This is a genomic window from Myceligenerans pegani (assembly GCF_014892515.1).
GTDB classification, from domain to species: Bacteria; Actinomycetota; Actinomycetes; order Actinomycetales; family Cellulomonadaceae; genus Myceligenerans; species Myceligenerans pegani.
The window spans coordinates 33,729-47,903 of record NZ_JADBGR010000101.1 but is presented as its reverse complement, the minus strand read 5'-3'; the positions used below and the strand labels follow the sequence as shown (position 1 = coordinate 47,903).

The 14,175-nt window shown below is 74.5% G+C and carries 13 protein-coding genes; 8 read left to right on the top strand and 5 right to left on the bottom strand.

The genetic code is table 11. The features are described 5' to 3' along the window. Positions 1-5: 5 nt before the first annotated feature. Positions 6-1,538 carry a hypothetical protein gene (locus IIE03_RS17085; RefSeq protein WP_192863961.1) on the bottom strand — a complete coding sequence of 511 codons (1,533 nt, stop codon included), beginning with the start codon at positions 1,536-1,538 and terminating at the stop codon, positions 6-8. A gap of 312 nt (positions 1,539-1,850) precedes the next feature. Beyond that, positions 1,851-2,309, bottom strand: coding sequence for an Lrp/AsnC family transcriptional regulator (locus tag IIE03_RS17080; RefSeq protein ID WP_318843042.1), 459 nt, complete (start codon positions 2,307-2,309; stop codon positions 1,851-1,853). 132 nt (positions 2,310-2,441) lie between these two features. Between IIE03_RS17080 and IIE03_RS17075 the strand changes: the two genes are divergently transcribed. The 3 genes from IIE03_RS17075 (at position 2,442) to IIE03_RS17065 (ending at position 5,873) form a co-directional block, all read left to right on the top strand. After that, on the top strand, positions 2,442-3,626 hold the full coding sequence (locus IIE03_RS17075) for a thiamine pyrophosphate-dependent dehydrogenase E1 component subunit alpha (protein ID WP_192863959.1): 1,185 nt from the start codon (positions 2,442-2,444) through the stop codon (positions 3,624-3,626). Continuing rightward, a complete protein-coding gene (locus IIE03_RS17070; RefSeq protein WP_192863958.1) occupies positions 3,623-4,609 on the top strand; it encodes an alpha-ketoacid dehydrogenase subunit beta in 987 nt (328 codons plus the stop codon). The genes IIE03_RS17075 and IIE03_RS17070 overlap by 4 nt, the downstream gene beginning before the upstream one ends. A 67-nt stretch (positions 4,610-4,676) precedes the next feature. After that, positions 4,677-5,873, top strand: coding sequence for a dihydrolipoamide acetyltransferase family protein (locus IIE03_RS17065; RefSeq protein WP_192863957.1), 1,197 nt, complete (start codon positions 4,677-4,679; stop codon positions 5,871-5,873). A gap of 30 nt (positions 5,874-5,903) precedes the next feature. Here the strand turns inward: IIE03_RS17065 and IIE03_RS17060 are convergent, their stop codons facing one another. Then, the gene (locus IIE03_RS17060; protein WP_192863956.1) at positions 5,904-6,842 is read right to left on the bottom strand and encodes an alpha/beta fold hydrolase; all 939 of its coding nucleotides are present in this window, start codon (positions 6,840-6,842) and stop codon (positions 5,904-5,906) included. A 147-nt stretch (positions 6,843-6,989) separates the two neighbouring features. On the opposite strand from IIE03_RS17060, the gene IIE03_RS17055 reads away from it, so the two are divergent. Further along, positions 6,990-7,949 (top strand): DMT family protein, encoded by a 960-nt coding sequence (locus IIE03_RS17055; RefSeq protein WP_192863955.1) that lies wholly within the window; start codon positions 6,990-6,992, stop codon positions 7,947-7,949. Positions 7,950-8,069: 120 nt separating this feature from the next. Beyond that, positions 8,070-9,269 carry a glycosyltransferase gene (locus IIE03_RS17050; RefSeq protein WP_192864057.1) on the top strand — a complete coding sequence of 400 codons (1,200 nt, stop codon included), beginning with the start codon at positions 8,070-8,072 and terminating at the stop codon, positions 9,267-9,269. A 48-nt stretch (positions 9,270-9,317) separates the two neighbouring features. Here the strand turns inward: IIE03_RS17050 and IIE03_RS17045 are convergent, their stop codons facing one another. Then, positions 9,318-10,379 (bottom strand): glycosyltransferase family 4 protein, encoded by a 1,062-nt coding sequence (locus IIE03_RS17045; RefSeq protein WP_192864056.1) that lies wholly within the window; start codon positions 10,377-10,379, stop codon positions 9,318-9,320. A gap of 179 nt (positions 10,380-10,558) precedes the next feature. Between IIE03_RS17045 and IIE03_RS17040 the strand changes: the two genes are divergently transcribed. Beyond that, on the top strand, positions 10,559-11,044 hold the full coding sequence (locus IIE03_RS17040) for a dsRBD fold-containing protein (protein ID WP_192863954.1): 486 nt from the start codon (positions 10,559-10,561) through the stop codon (positions 11,042-11,044). 244 nt (positions 11,045-11,288) lie between these two features. Next, positions 11,289-12,713: a molybdopterin molybdotransferase MoeA gene (locus IIE03_RS17035; protein WP_192863953.1), complete on the top strand. Its 1,425-nt coding sequence runs from the start codon at positions 11,289-11,291 to the stop codon at positions 12,711-12,713. Between the two features lie 64 nt (positions 12,714-12,777). Here the strand turns inward: IIE03_RS17035 and IIE03_RS17030 are convergent, their stop codons facing one another. Continuing rightward, positions 12,778-13,554, bottom strand: a complete 777-nt coding sequence (locus tag IIE03_RS17030; protein ID WP_192863952.1) for a DUF899 family protein — start codon at positions 13,552-13,554, stop codon at positions 12,778-12,780. 141 nt (positions 13,555-13,695) lie between these two features. On the opposite strand from IIE03_RS17030, the gene IIE03_RS17025 reads away from it, so the two are divergent. Continuing rightward, the gene (locus IIE03_RS17025) at positions 13,696-14,115 is read left to right on the top strand and encodes a molybdenum cofactor biosynthesis protein MoaE (RefSeq protein WP_192863951.1); all 420 of its coding nucleotides are present in this window, start codon (positions 13,696-13,698) and stop codon (positions 14,113-14,115) included. Positions 14,116-14,175 lie beyond the last annotated feature (60 nt).

The window sequence follows — 14,175 nt, the reverse complement described above, 5'->3', positions numbered from 1 at the left end:
GGTCCCTACGCCGTCCGGCGGCCCGGGACCGGCGGGTTGGCCGAGCGTTTGCGGTTCGACGACGCGCGGCGCGCCTCGCCGTCCGTGACCTCGAAGAGGCCGCCGAGCCCGTCGAGCACGCGCCATGCCGGCTGGTTCTCGGCGGCGGGGACCACCGCGCCGAGGACGGGGATGCGCGCCACGAGGTCGTCGATGCTCATCGCGCCGTCCGGGGCGGGGAGGTGCTCGTCCACGGCGGCCAGGAGCGACGGGCTGATCAGCGTGCTGCGCACCAGCGACGCGGAGCGGCTGTCGATCTGCTGCGCGTGCATGTTCGAGATCTCGAAGCGCTCGGCGAGCTCCGGCAGCCTGACCTGCGGGTCGGTGAACCGGCGCGCGGTGAGGATCGTCCGGGCCCGCTCGTCGAGGAAGCCGAGCGTGGAGCCGATGCGCTCGTCGAGCGGGCGCTCGAGTTCGTCGAGGGAGGGCGGCGCCGGCGAGCCCGCGGGGGCCGGGTGCTGGAGCGAGCGATACACCATCCGCTGCACGAGCGCGCTCAGGGTCTTGGCGCCGTAGTGCGGGAGGAACCGCAGCTCGGCCACCGTGCGGCCGGTCAGGTCCCCGAAGGTGCGGATGCCCTTCTCGGCGAAGCGCTCCGCGTGGCTGGCGGGGATGTCGAGGTCGGCCATGGTGTCCGTGTGCGCGATCGCCGGGAACATGACACCGACCGGGGCCGCGGGCAGCTGGTCGATGACGATCGAGGTCAGGGCGTTGACCTGGTGCCGTAGCCGTCCGCGGACCTGCGGCTCGAAGTCCCATGAGGAGGTCTTGCGCCCGTCGCCCGCGAGGCCGAGCGTGATCAGCCACGGGAACCAGGCGGTCCACGCGGGCCGGACCGCGCCGACCGAGCCGCGGGGACGCGGCGGTGCCGCGGGCCGGGGGAACGTGGCGCGGCTGGCGCTCCCGGACAGGGGCGCCGTGGAGGGCGCGGTGGTGGTCGGGCGCGCGGCGGTCCGCGGCGCGGCATCTGCCGGCGGCGTCCCGTCGGATGCGGTTCCGCCGGCCGCGGCCCCGTTCGCCGCCGTTCCGTCCCGCGTGGTCCCGCCCGGCCCGTCCGGCGTCGTCCCACCCGGCGTCTTCCCCGCCTGTGCCGTCCCGGCCGCGTCGTCGAGGCCGAGCGTCTGCACCAGGAACGCCCACACCGGCAGGTTGGTGCGCGGCACGGTCTCGGTGAGCACGGGGTGCTCCGGCAGCAGCGTGGCGAGCGCGACGGTGCTGTTCTGCTGGCTCATCGCCTCGGCGAGGGCGTCGTGGTCCGGCCCGCGCGACGCGCCCGCGATCCGCGTGGTCGCCCGTCGCTCGAGGTCGACGACGTCGTCGGCGGCGACACCGAGCTCGCCCGCGAGGTTGGCGTACGACGTCGGTCTCCGGGCGAGGGCACGGCTGCGCAGCACGTAGTACTCGTCGTCGGACAGCTCCGCCAGCGCCCCGGCAAGCCGCTCCGTGAGCGAACGACCGGACGGCCCGGGACCCTTCGACCCATTCTTTTCGTTCGGCAAGACTTCACTCCTCCGCAGGCTGCTGCGGGCGAGAGTACCGGAGTTGGACGGTTGTCCATGAATCCTGGAGGTCGTAGTCCTGCGGATGTGCCCTGTTTTCCTCAAGGTCGGGTGAATTGTTGAGATCGGCGCCGGATTTCTTGGGCCGCGTTCCGGATGGTGCCCGCATCTCGCCGGAGGCCCGGGTGGCGTCGTCGAGCAGCCCGACCCGGCCCGGCTCGTGCCAGGAGGGGCGGGTCGGCTCGTGCCGCCGCACGCCGCATCGCCAGGTCGGCGACCACGGTCGCCGCGCCGGCGGGCCGAGCGCGCCCCTCACCCCAGCGTTCCCGGCTCCCCGTACTGCGGTTCCGTTTCCTCGAAGATCAGCAGCGTGCGGGTGCTCAGCACCCCGTCCATGCCCTGGATCTCGTCCAGAACGATGCGCCGCAGGTCCGCGTTGTCGCGTGCCCGTACGAGCAGGACGACGTCGAACTCCCCGCCCACCAGGGCGAAATGCGCCACGCCGGACATCGCCTCGAGCCGGGCCCGGATGTTGCGCCACTCGGTCTGCACCAGGTTGAGGGTCACGTAGGCCGACGTCGCCAGCCCGGCGGCGACCGGGTCGATGTCGGCGTGGAACCCGCGGATCACGCCCTCGCTCCGCAGCCTTCGCGTGCGGGCGTAGGCGTTCGCGCGGGAGATGTGGAGGGTCTCGGCCAGCGCGCGCATCGACATGCGCCCGTCGTGGCGCAGCGCGTCCAGGATGCGTTCGTCCGTGCTGTCGAGTGCCACCCGTCTTGCCTCCGCCCCGTTGCGTGCGCGACTTCTGGACGATCGGCTCTCGATCGGCCCGTCCTCCGACACATCTTCTCGACCTTTGCCAGTTCATGGCAACCAGATGGACCCCCGTCCCACAATCGGACCATGAGACCTGATCCTGAGGGTCTGCTGCCGGCGACGGAGCCGGTGACCCTGATCGACAGCGACGGCGCTCCGGTCACCCCCGCGCGCGCCGCCGTTCCCTCCGAGACCTCGCCCGCCGACGTCGTCGGCCCGGAGACCCAGGCGCTCGACGCGCCTGCCCCGCACGGGTGCCGGCAGCTTCCACCCACCCACGACCTCGTCGCCGCCCTCGGCGCGATGATCGCCGCCCGCCGGTTCAACGACCAGGCGTACGCGCTGGTCCGCCAGGGCAGGCTGGCCGTCTACCCGTCCTCCCACGGGCAGGAGGCGTGCCAGGTCGCGGCCGCGCACGTGCTGTCCGACGGCGACTGGCTCTTCCCCACCTACCGGGACACCGCCGCCGTGGTGGCGCGCGGCGTCGACCCGGGGCAGGCGCTGACACTGCTGTCCGGCGAGTGGCACCACGGCTGGGACGTGGCCGCCCATCGCGTCGCGCCGCTCACGACGCCCCTGGCCACGCAGCTCCCGCACGCCGTCGGTGTCGCGCACGCCGCCCGGCTGCGCGGCGAGGACACCGTCGTGCTCGCCCTGTGCGGCGACGGCGGTACCAGCGAGGGCGACTTCCACGAGGCGCTGAACTTCGCGGCAGTGCTCCACGCGCCGGTCGTGTTCCTCGTGCAGAACAACACGTTCGCCATCTCCGTGCCGCTGTCGCGGCAGACCGCCGCGCCGTCGCTCGCGCACAAGGGCGCCGGGTACGGCATTCCCGGGGAGCGCGTCGACGGGAACGACGTCGCCGCGCTGCTGTCCGTGCTCGGCGCCGCGGTCGGCGCCGCCCGCACGGGAGACGGCCCGCAGCTCGTCGAGGCGCACACCTACCGCATGCAGGCCCACACCAACGCCGACGACGCCACCCGCTACCGGGACGACGACGAGGTCGCCGCCTGGTCCCGCCGGGACCCCATCGACCGGCTGCGGACGTTCCTCACCGGCCGCGGCGACGTCGACGAGGCTCGCCTTTCCACCTTCGCCGACGACGCCGAACGCATGGCGGCGCGCCTGCGCGAGGAACTCGCCACGGATCTCCGCCACGACCCGTCCGAACTTTTCGAGTACGTCTACGCGACTCCCACGCCGCAGCTCCGCGAGCAACTCGCGATGCTCCGGGACGAGGCGGAGCGGGACCTGGGGGGAGTCTCCCGATGAACGAGAAGCTCACCATGGCCCAGGCCCTCAACCGCGCCCTGCGCGACGCGATGGCCGCGGACGAGAGCGTGTACGTCTTCGGTGAGGACGTGGGGCGGCTGGGCGGCGTCTTCCGCATCACCGACGGCCTCGCCGCCGAGTTCGGCGAGGATCGCTGCTTCGACACGCCGCTGGCGGAGGCGGGCATCGTCGGCGTCGCGGTCGGCATGGCGATGAACGGCATGCGGCCCGTCGTCGAGATGCAGTTCGACGCGTTCGCCTACCCGGCGTTCGAGCAGATCACGAGCCATGTCGCGAAGATGCGCAACCGCACGCGCGGGCAGGTTCCCCTGCCCATGGTGATCCGGGTGCCGTACGCCGGCGGGATCGGCGGCGTGGAGCACCACAGCGACTCGTCGGAAGCGTACTTCGCGCACACACCGGGGCTGCACGTGGTGACGCCGTCGGACCCGGCGGACGCCTACGGACTGCTGCGCGCGGCGATCGCGTCGGACGACCCGGTCGTGTTCCTGGAGCCGAAGAAGCTGTACTTCGGTGCCGACGAGGTGGACCTCGACCTGCCGGTCGCTCCCGTCGGGCGGGCCGTGGTGCGGCGGCCCGGAACGGACGCGACGCTGATCGCGTACGGGCCGAGCGTGCCCGTCGCACTGGACGCGGCCGCCGCCGCGGCGGCCGAGGGACGCAGCCTGCAGGTGCTGGACGTGCGCTCGCTCCAGCCGTTCGACGACGAGACCGTCTGCCGGGCCGTCCGCTCCACCGGGCGGGCCGTCGTGGTGGCGGAGGCGCCCGGGTTCGCGAGTGTCGCCTCCGAGATCGCGGCGCGCGTGACCGAGCGCTGCTGGGACGCGCTCGCCGCACCCGTGGGCCGCGTCACGGGGCTCGACATCCCGTACCCGCCGCCCAAGCTCGAGCACCTGCACCTGCCGGACGTGGACCGGGTCCTCGACGCCGTCGACGACCTCCGATGGGAGGAGGGCACGTGAACCGGAACGACCGAGCCCCGATCACGACCGGCCGGGCGCCCGTGGCCCGCGAGCAGGAGGAGACCGCATGACCAGGACGTTCGCCCTGCCGGACCTGGGCGAGGGGCTGACCGAGGCCGAGATCGTCACGTGGCTGGTCGCCGAGGGGGACGTCGTGGTCGTCGACCAGGCCGTCGCCGAGGTGGAGACCGCGAAGTCCGTCGTCGAGGTGCCGACGCCGTACGCCGGCGTGGTGGAACGGCTGTGCGCGGGCGAGGGCGAGACGCTCGAGGTCGGGCTCCCGCTCCTGGAGGTCGGCGAGCCGATCCCGCAACCGGCGGCCGGCCCGCCGTCCGACGACGGCGGTCGCCCGGCCGGATCAGGAACGACGACGGCGGTCGCGGGCGAGCAGGCGGACCCGGCCGAGCCCACGGCGGCCGGGGACGAGACATATCGCGAGGAGGAACGCGCCGGGTCGGGCAACGTCCTGGTGGGGTACGGGACGCGTGGCGGCGCGCCGGAGGAGGCGGGACCGCGGCGCCGTCGTCGCCCCCGGGATCCTGACCGGCTCGCCGACGTGTCCGGCGCCGGCGCGCCGCGGACCGGAGGCGAGTCGCGGATCCCGATGACCGGGTTCCAGAAGGCGGCGGCGACCGCGATGTCGCGCAGCCGGGCCGAGATCCCCGAGGCGACGATCTGGGTCGACGTCGACTTCACGGCCCTCACCGAGCTGCGTGCCGCGCGGCCGGACGGACCCGGGATCCTGGCGTACCTGGCCCGCTTCGTCACGGCGGCGCTCGCGGAGCATCCCGTGCTCAACGCGCGCGTCGATGCCGGGCGGGACGAGATCGTGCAGCTCGACCGCGTGAACCTCGGCCTGGCGGTGCAGGGCAGCCGCGGGCTGGTCGCCCCGGCGGTGCTCGGTGCGGAGCGCATGACGACCGCGCGCCTCGACGCCGCGATCCGGGACCTCGTCGCGCGGACCCGTGAGGGCGGCGCCACGAACGAGGAGCTCACCGCCGGCACGTTCACCCTGAACAACTACGGGGGCCTGGGGGTGGACGGCAGCGCGCCGATCATCAACCACCCGCAGGTGGCGATGCTCGGCGTCGGGCGGATCATCGATCGGCCGTGGGTCGTGGACGGGCTGGTGGAACCACGCAAGATCGCGCAGGTCAGCTTCGTCTTCGACCACCGCGTCTGTGACGGCGTGGAGGCGGCGGCATTCCTCCGCGCGGTGACGACCGCGGTGGAGGACCCGCTGTCGGTGATCGAACGACTCTGACCGCTCGACGTCGGACCGGCTGCGCGGTCCTCAGACCGCCGCGGCCGGGGCCCGGTCCGCCGCGAGGAACGTCGCAATCTCCTCGGCGACCTCGGCCGGGGTCTCGTAGTGGGTCAGATGGCCCACGCCCGGGATCAGTCTCAGGCGGGCGTCCCGGAACCGGGCCGCCAGGGCGCGCTGGTCCCCGACGCGCGCCAGGTCGTCCCTCGCGCCGCCGATCAGCAGTGTCGGCACGTCGATCCCGGCGGCCGAGTCTCGCACGCTCGCCGTGATCGACGCGCGGAACGACTCCAGCAGCGAGGCCCGCGTCGCGAACCCGGCGAAGTAGCGGCCGTGCTCCTCGTGGATCCAGCGGCGCAGCGCCCGGTCCGGCGTGCGCACCATGGCGATGCTCGCCACGCGCGTCAGCGCCGGATGCCGCAGCAGCGAGGTGCCGGCCTCCTCGGGGAGAACCCCGGCCAGCGCGTGCAGCACCGCGGTCGCGCCGACCGAGAGCGTGTCCCGCCCGCTCAGCGGCCGTCGCGGGATCGGGTTGACCAGCACGAGGCGCCGGGCGAGCGGCACACCGGGCGCCGCCGTCGTCGCCGCCGCGACGACCGAGCCGAACGAGTGACCCGCCAGCACCGCGTCGCCTCCCGGGGCGAGCTTCCGGAGCAGGACGCGGGCCCAGGCGGCGTATCCGGCGACGTCGTGCGGCACCCCCGGCAACGGCGGCGAGGCCCCGAAGCCCGGCAGGTCCGGGACGGTCACCCGGAGGTCCGGGTGCGCCCGCAGGAGATGGGCCACGATCGGCTCGAGCCCGTGGTGGTCGCCGCGGAAGCCGTGCAGCAGCACCATGTGCTCGCGCGCGTCGTCGGGCCCGTAGCGCCACAGGTGCGCCCGGCCGCCGCGGACGGTGAGCGCCGCACGCGTGACGGGCGTCCGGGCGATCAGCGCCGCGTAGGGGGAGAGGAGCGGTTCGTGTGCCATCCCGGCGAAGCCTAGCCATCACACGGGGAGAATTCGGTGAGCATTCTGGGACCTTCGGGAAACCCCAGGCCAAGTTGGGGGTGAACCCCCGGTGAATAGGGGGAGACCCCCATGGTTGAGACGCGTGTGGGCATACAGTATGGGCGCATGACATTGATCGCCGTCGGCCTGACGCTCCTCGGCGCCGTGTGCTTCGCGGCGGCGTCGGTGCTCCAGCACCACGCGGTGACCACCACCGAGCACCCTGACGCCCCTGAGCTCGACGAGACCTCGGCGTCGTCACCTGGTCAGAGCGGCGCCGCGGCCGCGCGGCACATGAACGTCCGCCACCTGCTGGCCATCGTCCGGCGGCGGCGCTGGCTCCAGGGGGCGGGCCTCGCGGCCGCCGGCTCGCTCATCCACGCGGTGGCGCTGCTGCTCGCCCCGTTGCGCGTGGTGCAGCCGGTCGGCGTGCTCGCCGTTCCCCTGGCCGTGCTGATGTCGGCGTGGAAGGCCCGCCGCGCTCCCTCGCGGGGCGTGCTCATCGGCGCGGGCCTCACCGTCGTGAGCGTCGCGGTGTTCGTCGTCGCGTCCGCCGGATCGGCGACCACGCACACGCCGTCGGCCACGGCGACGCTCACGGCGGGGATCGTCATCGGCGGGATCGTCGCGCTGCTCGGCTTCGCCGGGATGGCGCGGCGGGGCCGCGGCCCGTTGCGCTGCCTCGCGCTCGCCGGTGCGGTCGCGGCGGCGTACGGCCTGGTGTCCGCGCTCGTCCGGGTCGCCGCCCAGGCGGCGGCGAGCGAAGGGCTCCTGTCCCCGTTCGTGCTCGGGTGCGTGGCCGGGGCGCTCGTCGCGTTCCTCGTCGGCGCCTGGCTCGTGCAGCACGCCTTCCACGCCGGGGCCCCGGAGATCGTGATCGCCTGCCTGACCGTGGGCGACCCGCTGGTCGCCGTCATCCTGGGCGCCGTCCTGCTCGGCGAGGGAACGACGACGCCGATCGGCGCCTGGGTGCTGCTCGGCACCGCGGCGCTGACCGCGACCGCCGGCGTCTTCACCCTCGCACACCACCATCCCGACGCCGTCGCCGCCCGCGCCGAGCAGGAGCCGGTCGCGGTGGTGACCTGATCTTGACCGAAATATCCACAACCAAATGCCCGTCCTGTCCGTCTTAGACGGGTGCAGGTGACAATGCACGTCAATGCCCCTGTGAGGGGCTGTACCACACAGGAGAAACTCACAGTGAACATGCTCCGGATACTCGTCGGTGCCGAGACGTTCGCCCCCGACGTCAACGGCGCCGCACGCTTCGCCGACCGCCTCTCCGCCGGACTCGCCGCGCGCGGCCACGAGGTCCACGTCGTCGCCCCCTCCCCGGTGGGAGAGCCGGGTATCGAGACGCACGACGGCGTCGTCGTGCACCGGGTGACGTCCCGGCGCCTGCCCTGGTTCGACGCGATGCGGGTCTGCCTCCCGTGGGAGGCGGCGTCCGAGGTGCGCGACGTGTACGAGCGCGTGCGGCCCGACGTCGTCCACACCAACGGGCACCTGTCGCTCGGCCGTGCCGTCGTGAACACCGCGAAGCGGACCGGCGTGCCGCTCGTGGCGACCAACCACCTCATGCCCGAGAACATCGTGGGTCACCTGCCGATGATCCCCGCCTCCATGCACGAGACCTTCGCCGGCTGGATGTACCGCGACCTCGGCCGCGTCTACGCGCGGGCCGACGTCGTCACCGCGCCCACGCCGCGCGCCGTCGACCTCATCACCCGCCGCGCCGGCCTGACCGCTGCGTTCCCGGTGTCCAACGGCATCGACGCCGACGCCTACGAGCGCGCGCGGAACGCCGTCGCCGCCCGTCGCGGAGCACCCGCCGGTCCGACCTCGCTGTACGAGCCCACCGTGCTGTTCGTCGGCCGGCTCGACCAGGAGAAGCGCGTCGACGAGCTGATCCGCGCGTTCGCGAAGGTCGCGCCCGACATGCCCGGCCGCCTCGACGTGGTGGGCGACGGCGAACGCCGCGCCGCCTGGCAGGCCCTCGCCGGCGAGCTGGGTGTGGCCGGCCGCGTGCGCTTCCGCGGCTTCCTGTCCGACGACGAACTGCTGACCGCCTACGCCTCGGCCGACCTGTTCTGCATGCCCGGCGTGGCCGAGCTGCAGAGCCTCGTGACGATGGAGGCCATGGCGGCCCGGCTGCCCGTGATCGCCGCCGACGCCATGGCGCTCCCGCACCTGGTGCGCCCCGGTTCCAACGGCGAGCTGTTCCAGCCGGGCGACGTGGACGAGCTGGCCGGTCACCTGCGGACGCTGCTCGGCGACCCCGCCCTCCGCGAGCGGTACGGCGCCGCGAGCCGCGAGCTGATCCAGGCGCACACGATGGGCACGACCCTGGGCGTCTTCGAAACGCTCTACGAGAAGGTGATGGGCGTCGTTCCGCTCGCCGCCTGACACGGGTCGCGGCCGCCGACCCGGCGACGCCCGGACCGGGCCGCCGGGCTACAGGCTGCGCAGGAGGTCGGCGAGCGTGGCGGCCGAGCGCGGCCAGCTGAAGTGTGCCGCCCGCTCACGGGCCGCCGCCGAGCGCTTGTCCCAGACCTCCGGTTCCTCCAGCTCCCGGATCGCGGCCGCGAACCCCTCGGCGTCGTCCGGCGACACGAACGCGCCCGCCTCCCCGGCGACCTCTCGGAACACGGGGATGTCGCTCACCACGACGGGCGTGCCGAGCAGCATCGCCTCGACCAGCGGGATCCCGAAGCCCTCGTCCCGCGACGCCGACACGAGCGCCGTCGCGCCCCGGAGCAGGTGCCGGTACTCCTCGTCGGACACGCCGTCGTGGAACACGAGCCGCCCCTCGCCCGCCAGCGCGGTGAGCCGCTCGCGCGCGCCGGCCGGGGCGCGGGACAGCAGGTGCAGCTCGTGGCCGGGCAGCAGGGCCACCGCCCGCGCCAGCGTCTCGACGTTCTTGTAGGGCATGAACGAACCCATGTACACGAGCCTGCCCGTCCGGGGCTCGCGCTCCCGGTCCGCCTCGTCCGCCGGCACGGGTTCGGCGGCGTTCGGCACCACCGTGACCGGGCGGTGCGTGAGGCGCTTCTCGGCGATGAGGCCCGCCGTCGTCTCCGACACCGTGACGACGGCGTCCGCCCGGTTCAGGAGCGCCCGCTGGGGCCACCACGCCAGGTGGAACAGCCGCCACAGCACACGCACCGGCCAGGGCAGGTCGTGGGGCGGGGTCGGATTCCGGTAGTAGATGAGGTCGTGCAGCGTGAGCACCAGCCGGTAGTTCCGCCCCCAGGACCCCATGGTCTGCATCGGGCTGAACACGACGTCGGGCCGCAGCCGCCGCACCTGCAGCGCGACGAACGGCTCGCGCCAGCTCGTCGGCGCGCTGACCCGGTGCCACGGCAGGTCGGGCAGGTGGGCCAGCTGCCGCTCGTCGTGGACCAGCAGCTCGACGGGCATCAGGCGCGCGAGCTCGCGCACGATCCCCGCGGTGTACCGGCTGATCCCGTCGTGCCGCCCGATCCGTACGTAACGGCAGTCGACGAACACCCGCATCGCTTCGTTTCGCATCGGCGCAAGCCTAGGAGATCGCGCGGGCAGGCGCTGCCGTCGTGTGCGGCACTCCGGCACGCGCCGGGCGGTGCCGTCGTGTGCGGCGCCTGCCACCGCGAGGGTGCGGGCGGGGCCGCGGCGGGCGCATGATGGAGGAGAGGACCGCTCGACGAGGAGGGACCATGAAGGCAGCAGTGGGAGACCGGATCGTGACGGCCTCGGGGGTCGTCGGCGGTGCCACGCGGGACGGCGTCATCGTGGAGTGCCCGCACGGGGACGGGACACCGCCGTACCGCGTGCGCTGGTCCGACAGCGGGGAGGAGACGCTCGTCTTCCCCGGGCCGGACACCGTTGTCGATCACGCCGAGCCGGTGTTCGCGCCCGACGCCACCGGCCGCGCGGGCGGCAGCCGCACGCTCACGTGGCAGGTGGAGATCACGCTCAACGAGTCCTCCGGGAGCACGACCGCGGAGGCGACCGTCCGCGGCCTGCCGGAGGTGCGCGCCGTGGGGCACGCGCGCAAGGCACCCGAGGACCCCGAGGTGCCGCAGATCGGCGACGAGATCGCGGCGGCCCGCGCGCTGCGGCGACTCGCGGACCGCCTGCTCGCGGTGGCGGAGGACGACGTCTCCGCGGCCGTGGGGCACAAGGCGCACGTGCACGCCTGAGCGGGGCGCGGGCGGCGTGGGCGCGGCTGCGGGCCGGCGCCGGCGTGGGCTGCACGGGTGCGGGCTGCGCGGGTTCAGGCGCGGGCGGGGGTGCGGTGGCGCCGGGTCATGGTCGGGCGTTCGCCGCACGGTCGGGCAATCACTTGACCGACCACACGGCGAACCCCCGACCACACGGCGCTTCCCGGCGCCGCGAGCCGGGCGGGCGTGGCGCGCGGGGTAGGTTCGGGGTGTGGTTTCCAGGGTGAGTGTCGAGCAGCACCGGGCCGACGTCGGACAACTGCTGGCGGAACTGATCGAGGGCGGATCGCCCGGTCGAGGGGCGGACGGCCGACCGGCCACCGCGACGGGCGTCGAGGTCGTGCCCGTCGGCGAGGCTCTCGGCCGCGTCCTCGCCGACGACGTCGTCGCACCCGAACCCCTGCCCCGGTTCCGGAACTCCCAGATGGACGGTTTCGCGGTGCGGGCCGCGGACGTCGCCGGGGCCTCCGCCGACGCGCCCGTCGTGCTGCCCGTCGCCGGCGAGATCGCCGCCCGGCCGGGCCGGCCCGAGCCGCTTGCGCCCGGCTCCGCGGTGCGGATCATGACCGGCGCCCCCGTGCCGCACGGGGCGGACGCCGTCGTCCCCGTGGAGGACACCGACATGGGCACCTTCAACCGCGAGGCGCCCCGGCCGCCGTCGTCGGACGCCGTGCCGGGTGATCACGGCCGGGCCGCGCCGGGTGACCGCGAGCTCTCGCCGTCGGACCTGAGGGGCAGGGCCGGTCCGGCGCCGACCGGCGCCGACCCGCACGCCGGGTTCGACGCCGCCGTGCAGGTCCGCGTCCCGCGGACGTCCGGGGACTTCGTGCGGGAGTCCGGGTCCGACGTCGGCGCCGGCGACCTCGTGCTGCCCGCCGGCACCGTCCTCGCGCCCCACCACGTCGCCGCCGCGGCGGCCTGCGGGATCGGAGAGCTTCCTGTGCGGCGGCGGATCCGGGTGGCGATCGTGTCGACCGGGAGCGAGCTCGTCGCACCCGGCGAACCCGCGGGCCCCGGTCAGATCTGGGACGCGAACGCCGTGGCGCTCGCGGCGGCGGTGCGGGCCGCGGGCGGCGTCGTCGCGCACACCGAGCGGGTGGGCGACGACGAGGCCGCCGCCCGCGAGACGCTGCGCCGGGCGGCGTCGTCGGCGGACGTGGTGATCACGTCCGGCGGCGTGAGCCAGGGGGCGCACGAGGTGGTCAAGGAGGTGCTGGCCGACGTGGTCTTCCGGCCGGTTGCCATGCAGCCGGGCGGGCCGCAGGGGTTCGGGCGCCTGGACGGCACGCCCGTGCTGACGTTCCCGGGGAACCCGGTGAGCACGCAGGTGTCGTTCGTCGTGTTCCTGCGCGACCTGCTGCGCCGGGCCGGCGGGCTGCCGCCGGTGGGGGAGCGGCGCGCCGTCGTCGGCCCGGACGGGCTGCCCGACGGCGGCCTCGCCTCCCCGAGTGGCAAGCGGCAGTTCCTGCGGGGCCGGGTCCGCGAGGGGCGATCGGCGGGCGGGGCCGGCTTGCCCGCGGTCGACGCCGTCGGTGGGCCGGGATCGCACCTCGTCGCCTCCATGGCGGCGGCCGACGTCCTGATCGACGTGCCCGCCGAGGTCACCGGGCTGAACGCGGGCGACGAGGTGACGATCCTGCCGCTGTGACGGCGGCGGCGCCCCGCCGGGCAGGCGGCGCCCCCGGGCGTCACGACAGCGGCGGACCCCGCCGTCAGTGGTGGTGCGCGTCGGCCGTTGCCGGGTCCACCGGGGCCGCGCCCGGGCGGGTCCACTGCGGGACCGGGCGGCTCGCCGGGCCCCAGCCGTTGACGCCGTTCGCGTCGGAGCGCCAGTACCAGCACGGGTGGTTGCCCTCGGGCCAGCCGTCCGGCACGTCCTGCCAGGCTTCCCCGCGGCCGTACACCGTGAGGTCGAGCAGTGCGAACGACCCGCTGAGCTGCTCGGTGCCCCGGCCGGTGGTGTCGTAGGTGAGGAACGTGCGGTCGCCGTCGCGCAGGTAGCAGGTGATGTGGCCCATCTCGCCGCCGATCGGCTCGTCGAGCCCGCGCACCGAGTACCAGGGCTGGGTGTAGCCCATGAAGTCGAGGAACGGCGGCACCTCCGCCCACGGCCCCTCGGTCAGGATCGCGAACGAGACGCCCCGGGCGTTGAGGTAGGCGGCGTCCTTCATGTGCCAGGCGGAGACGGTGCAGCCCTCGCACTGGCCTTCGAACGGGGCGCCGTCGTGCCACATGTGCTTGTAGACCAGCAGCTCGTCGCGGCCCTGGAACAGGTCGGTGAACGGCACGGGACCGTCCGGCCCGACGACGGGCGTGCCGCCGTCGAACTCCACCATCGGCAGGCGGCGCCGTGCGGCGGCGATCGCGTCGCCCTCGCGGGTGTGCGCCTTCTCGCGGACGAGCAGGTCGTCGCGGGCGGCCTGCCAGGTGGCGCGGTCGACGACGGGCGGGCGCCCGGGCAGGGCGGTGGTGTCGTGCGTGGCGGTCATGGCTCTCCTCCGGATGGTGCGGGCAGGGGTCCTCACTCGTGAGGACGACGAACGGGCCGGAGACTCATCGACATGTGCGGCGCCCTGGCCGCCGTCCGGGACGGCCGCCCGCGTGGCCGGCCGAAACCTTAGGGTGGGGTCGTGAGCGATGTGAGCACCGTGACCGACGCCGTCCTGGGCGAGGACGTGGCGCGCGCCGTCGAGGGGGCCGTCGCCGCGCCGGAGTGCGGTGCGGTCGTGACGTTCCGCGGCGTGGTCCGGGACGACGACGGCGGCCGCTCCGTGACCAGCCTCGACTACGAGGCGCACCCCGACGCCGCCGAGACCCTGCGAAAAGTGTGCCAGGCCGTTGCTGCCGAGACCGGCCTGCGTGTCGCCGCGGTGCACCGGTACGGCCACCTGGAGGTCGGGGACGTCGCGCTCGTCGCGTCGGCCTCCGCCGGCCATCGCAGGGAGGCGTTCGAGGCGTGCTCGCTGCTCGTCGAGCGCATCAAGGCCGAGGTCCCCATCTGGAAGAAGCAGCGGTTCACCGACGGCGAGTCGGAGTGGGTCGGGCTGTAGGGGCCCGCGCCCGGGCCGCGCCGTCCGCGCGGCGAACACTTGCCGAACGGCGGGCCAACT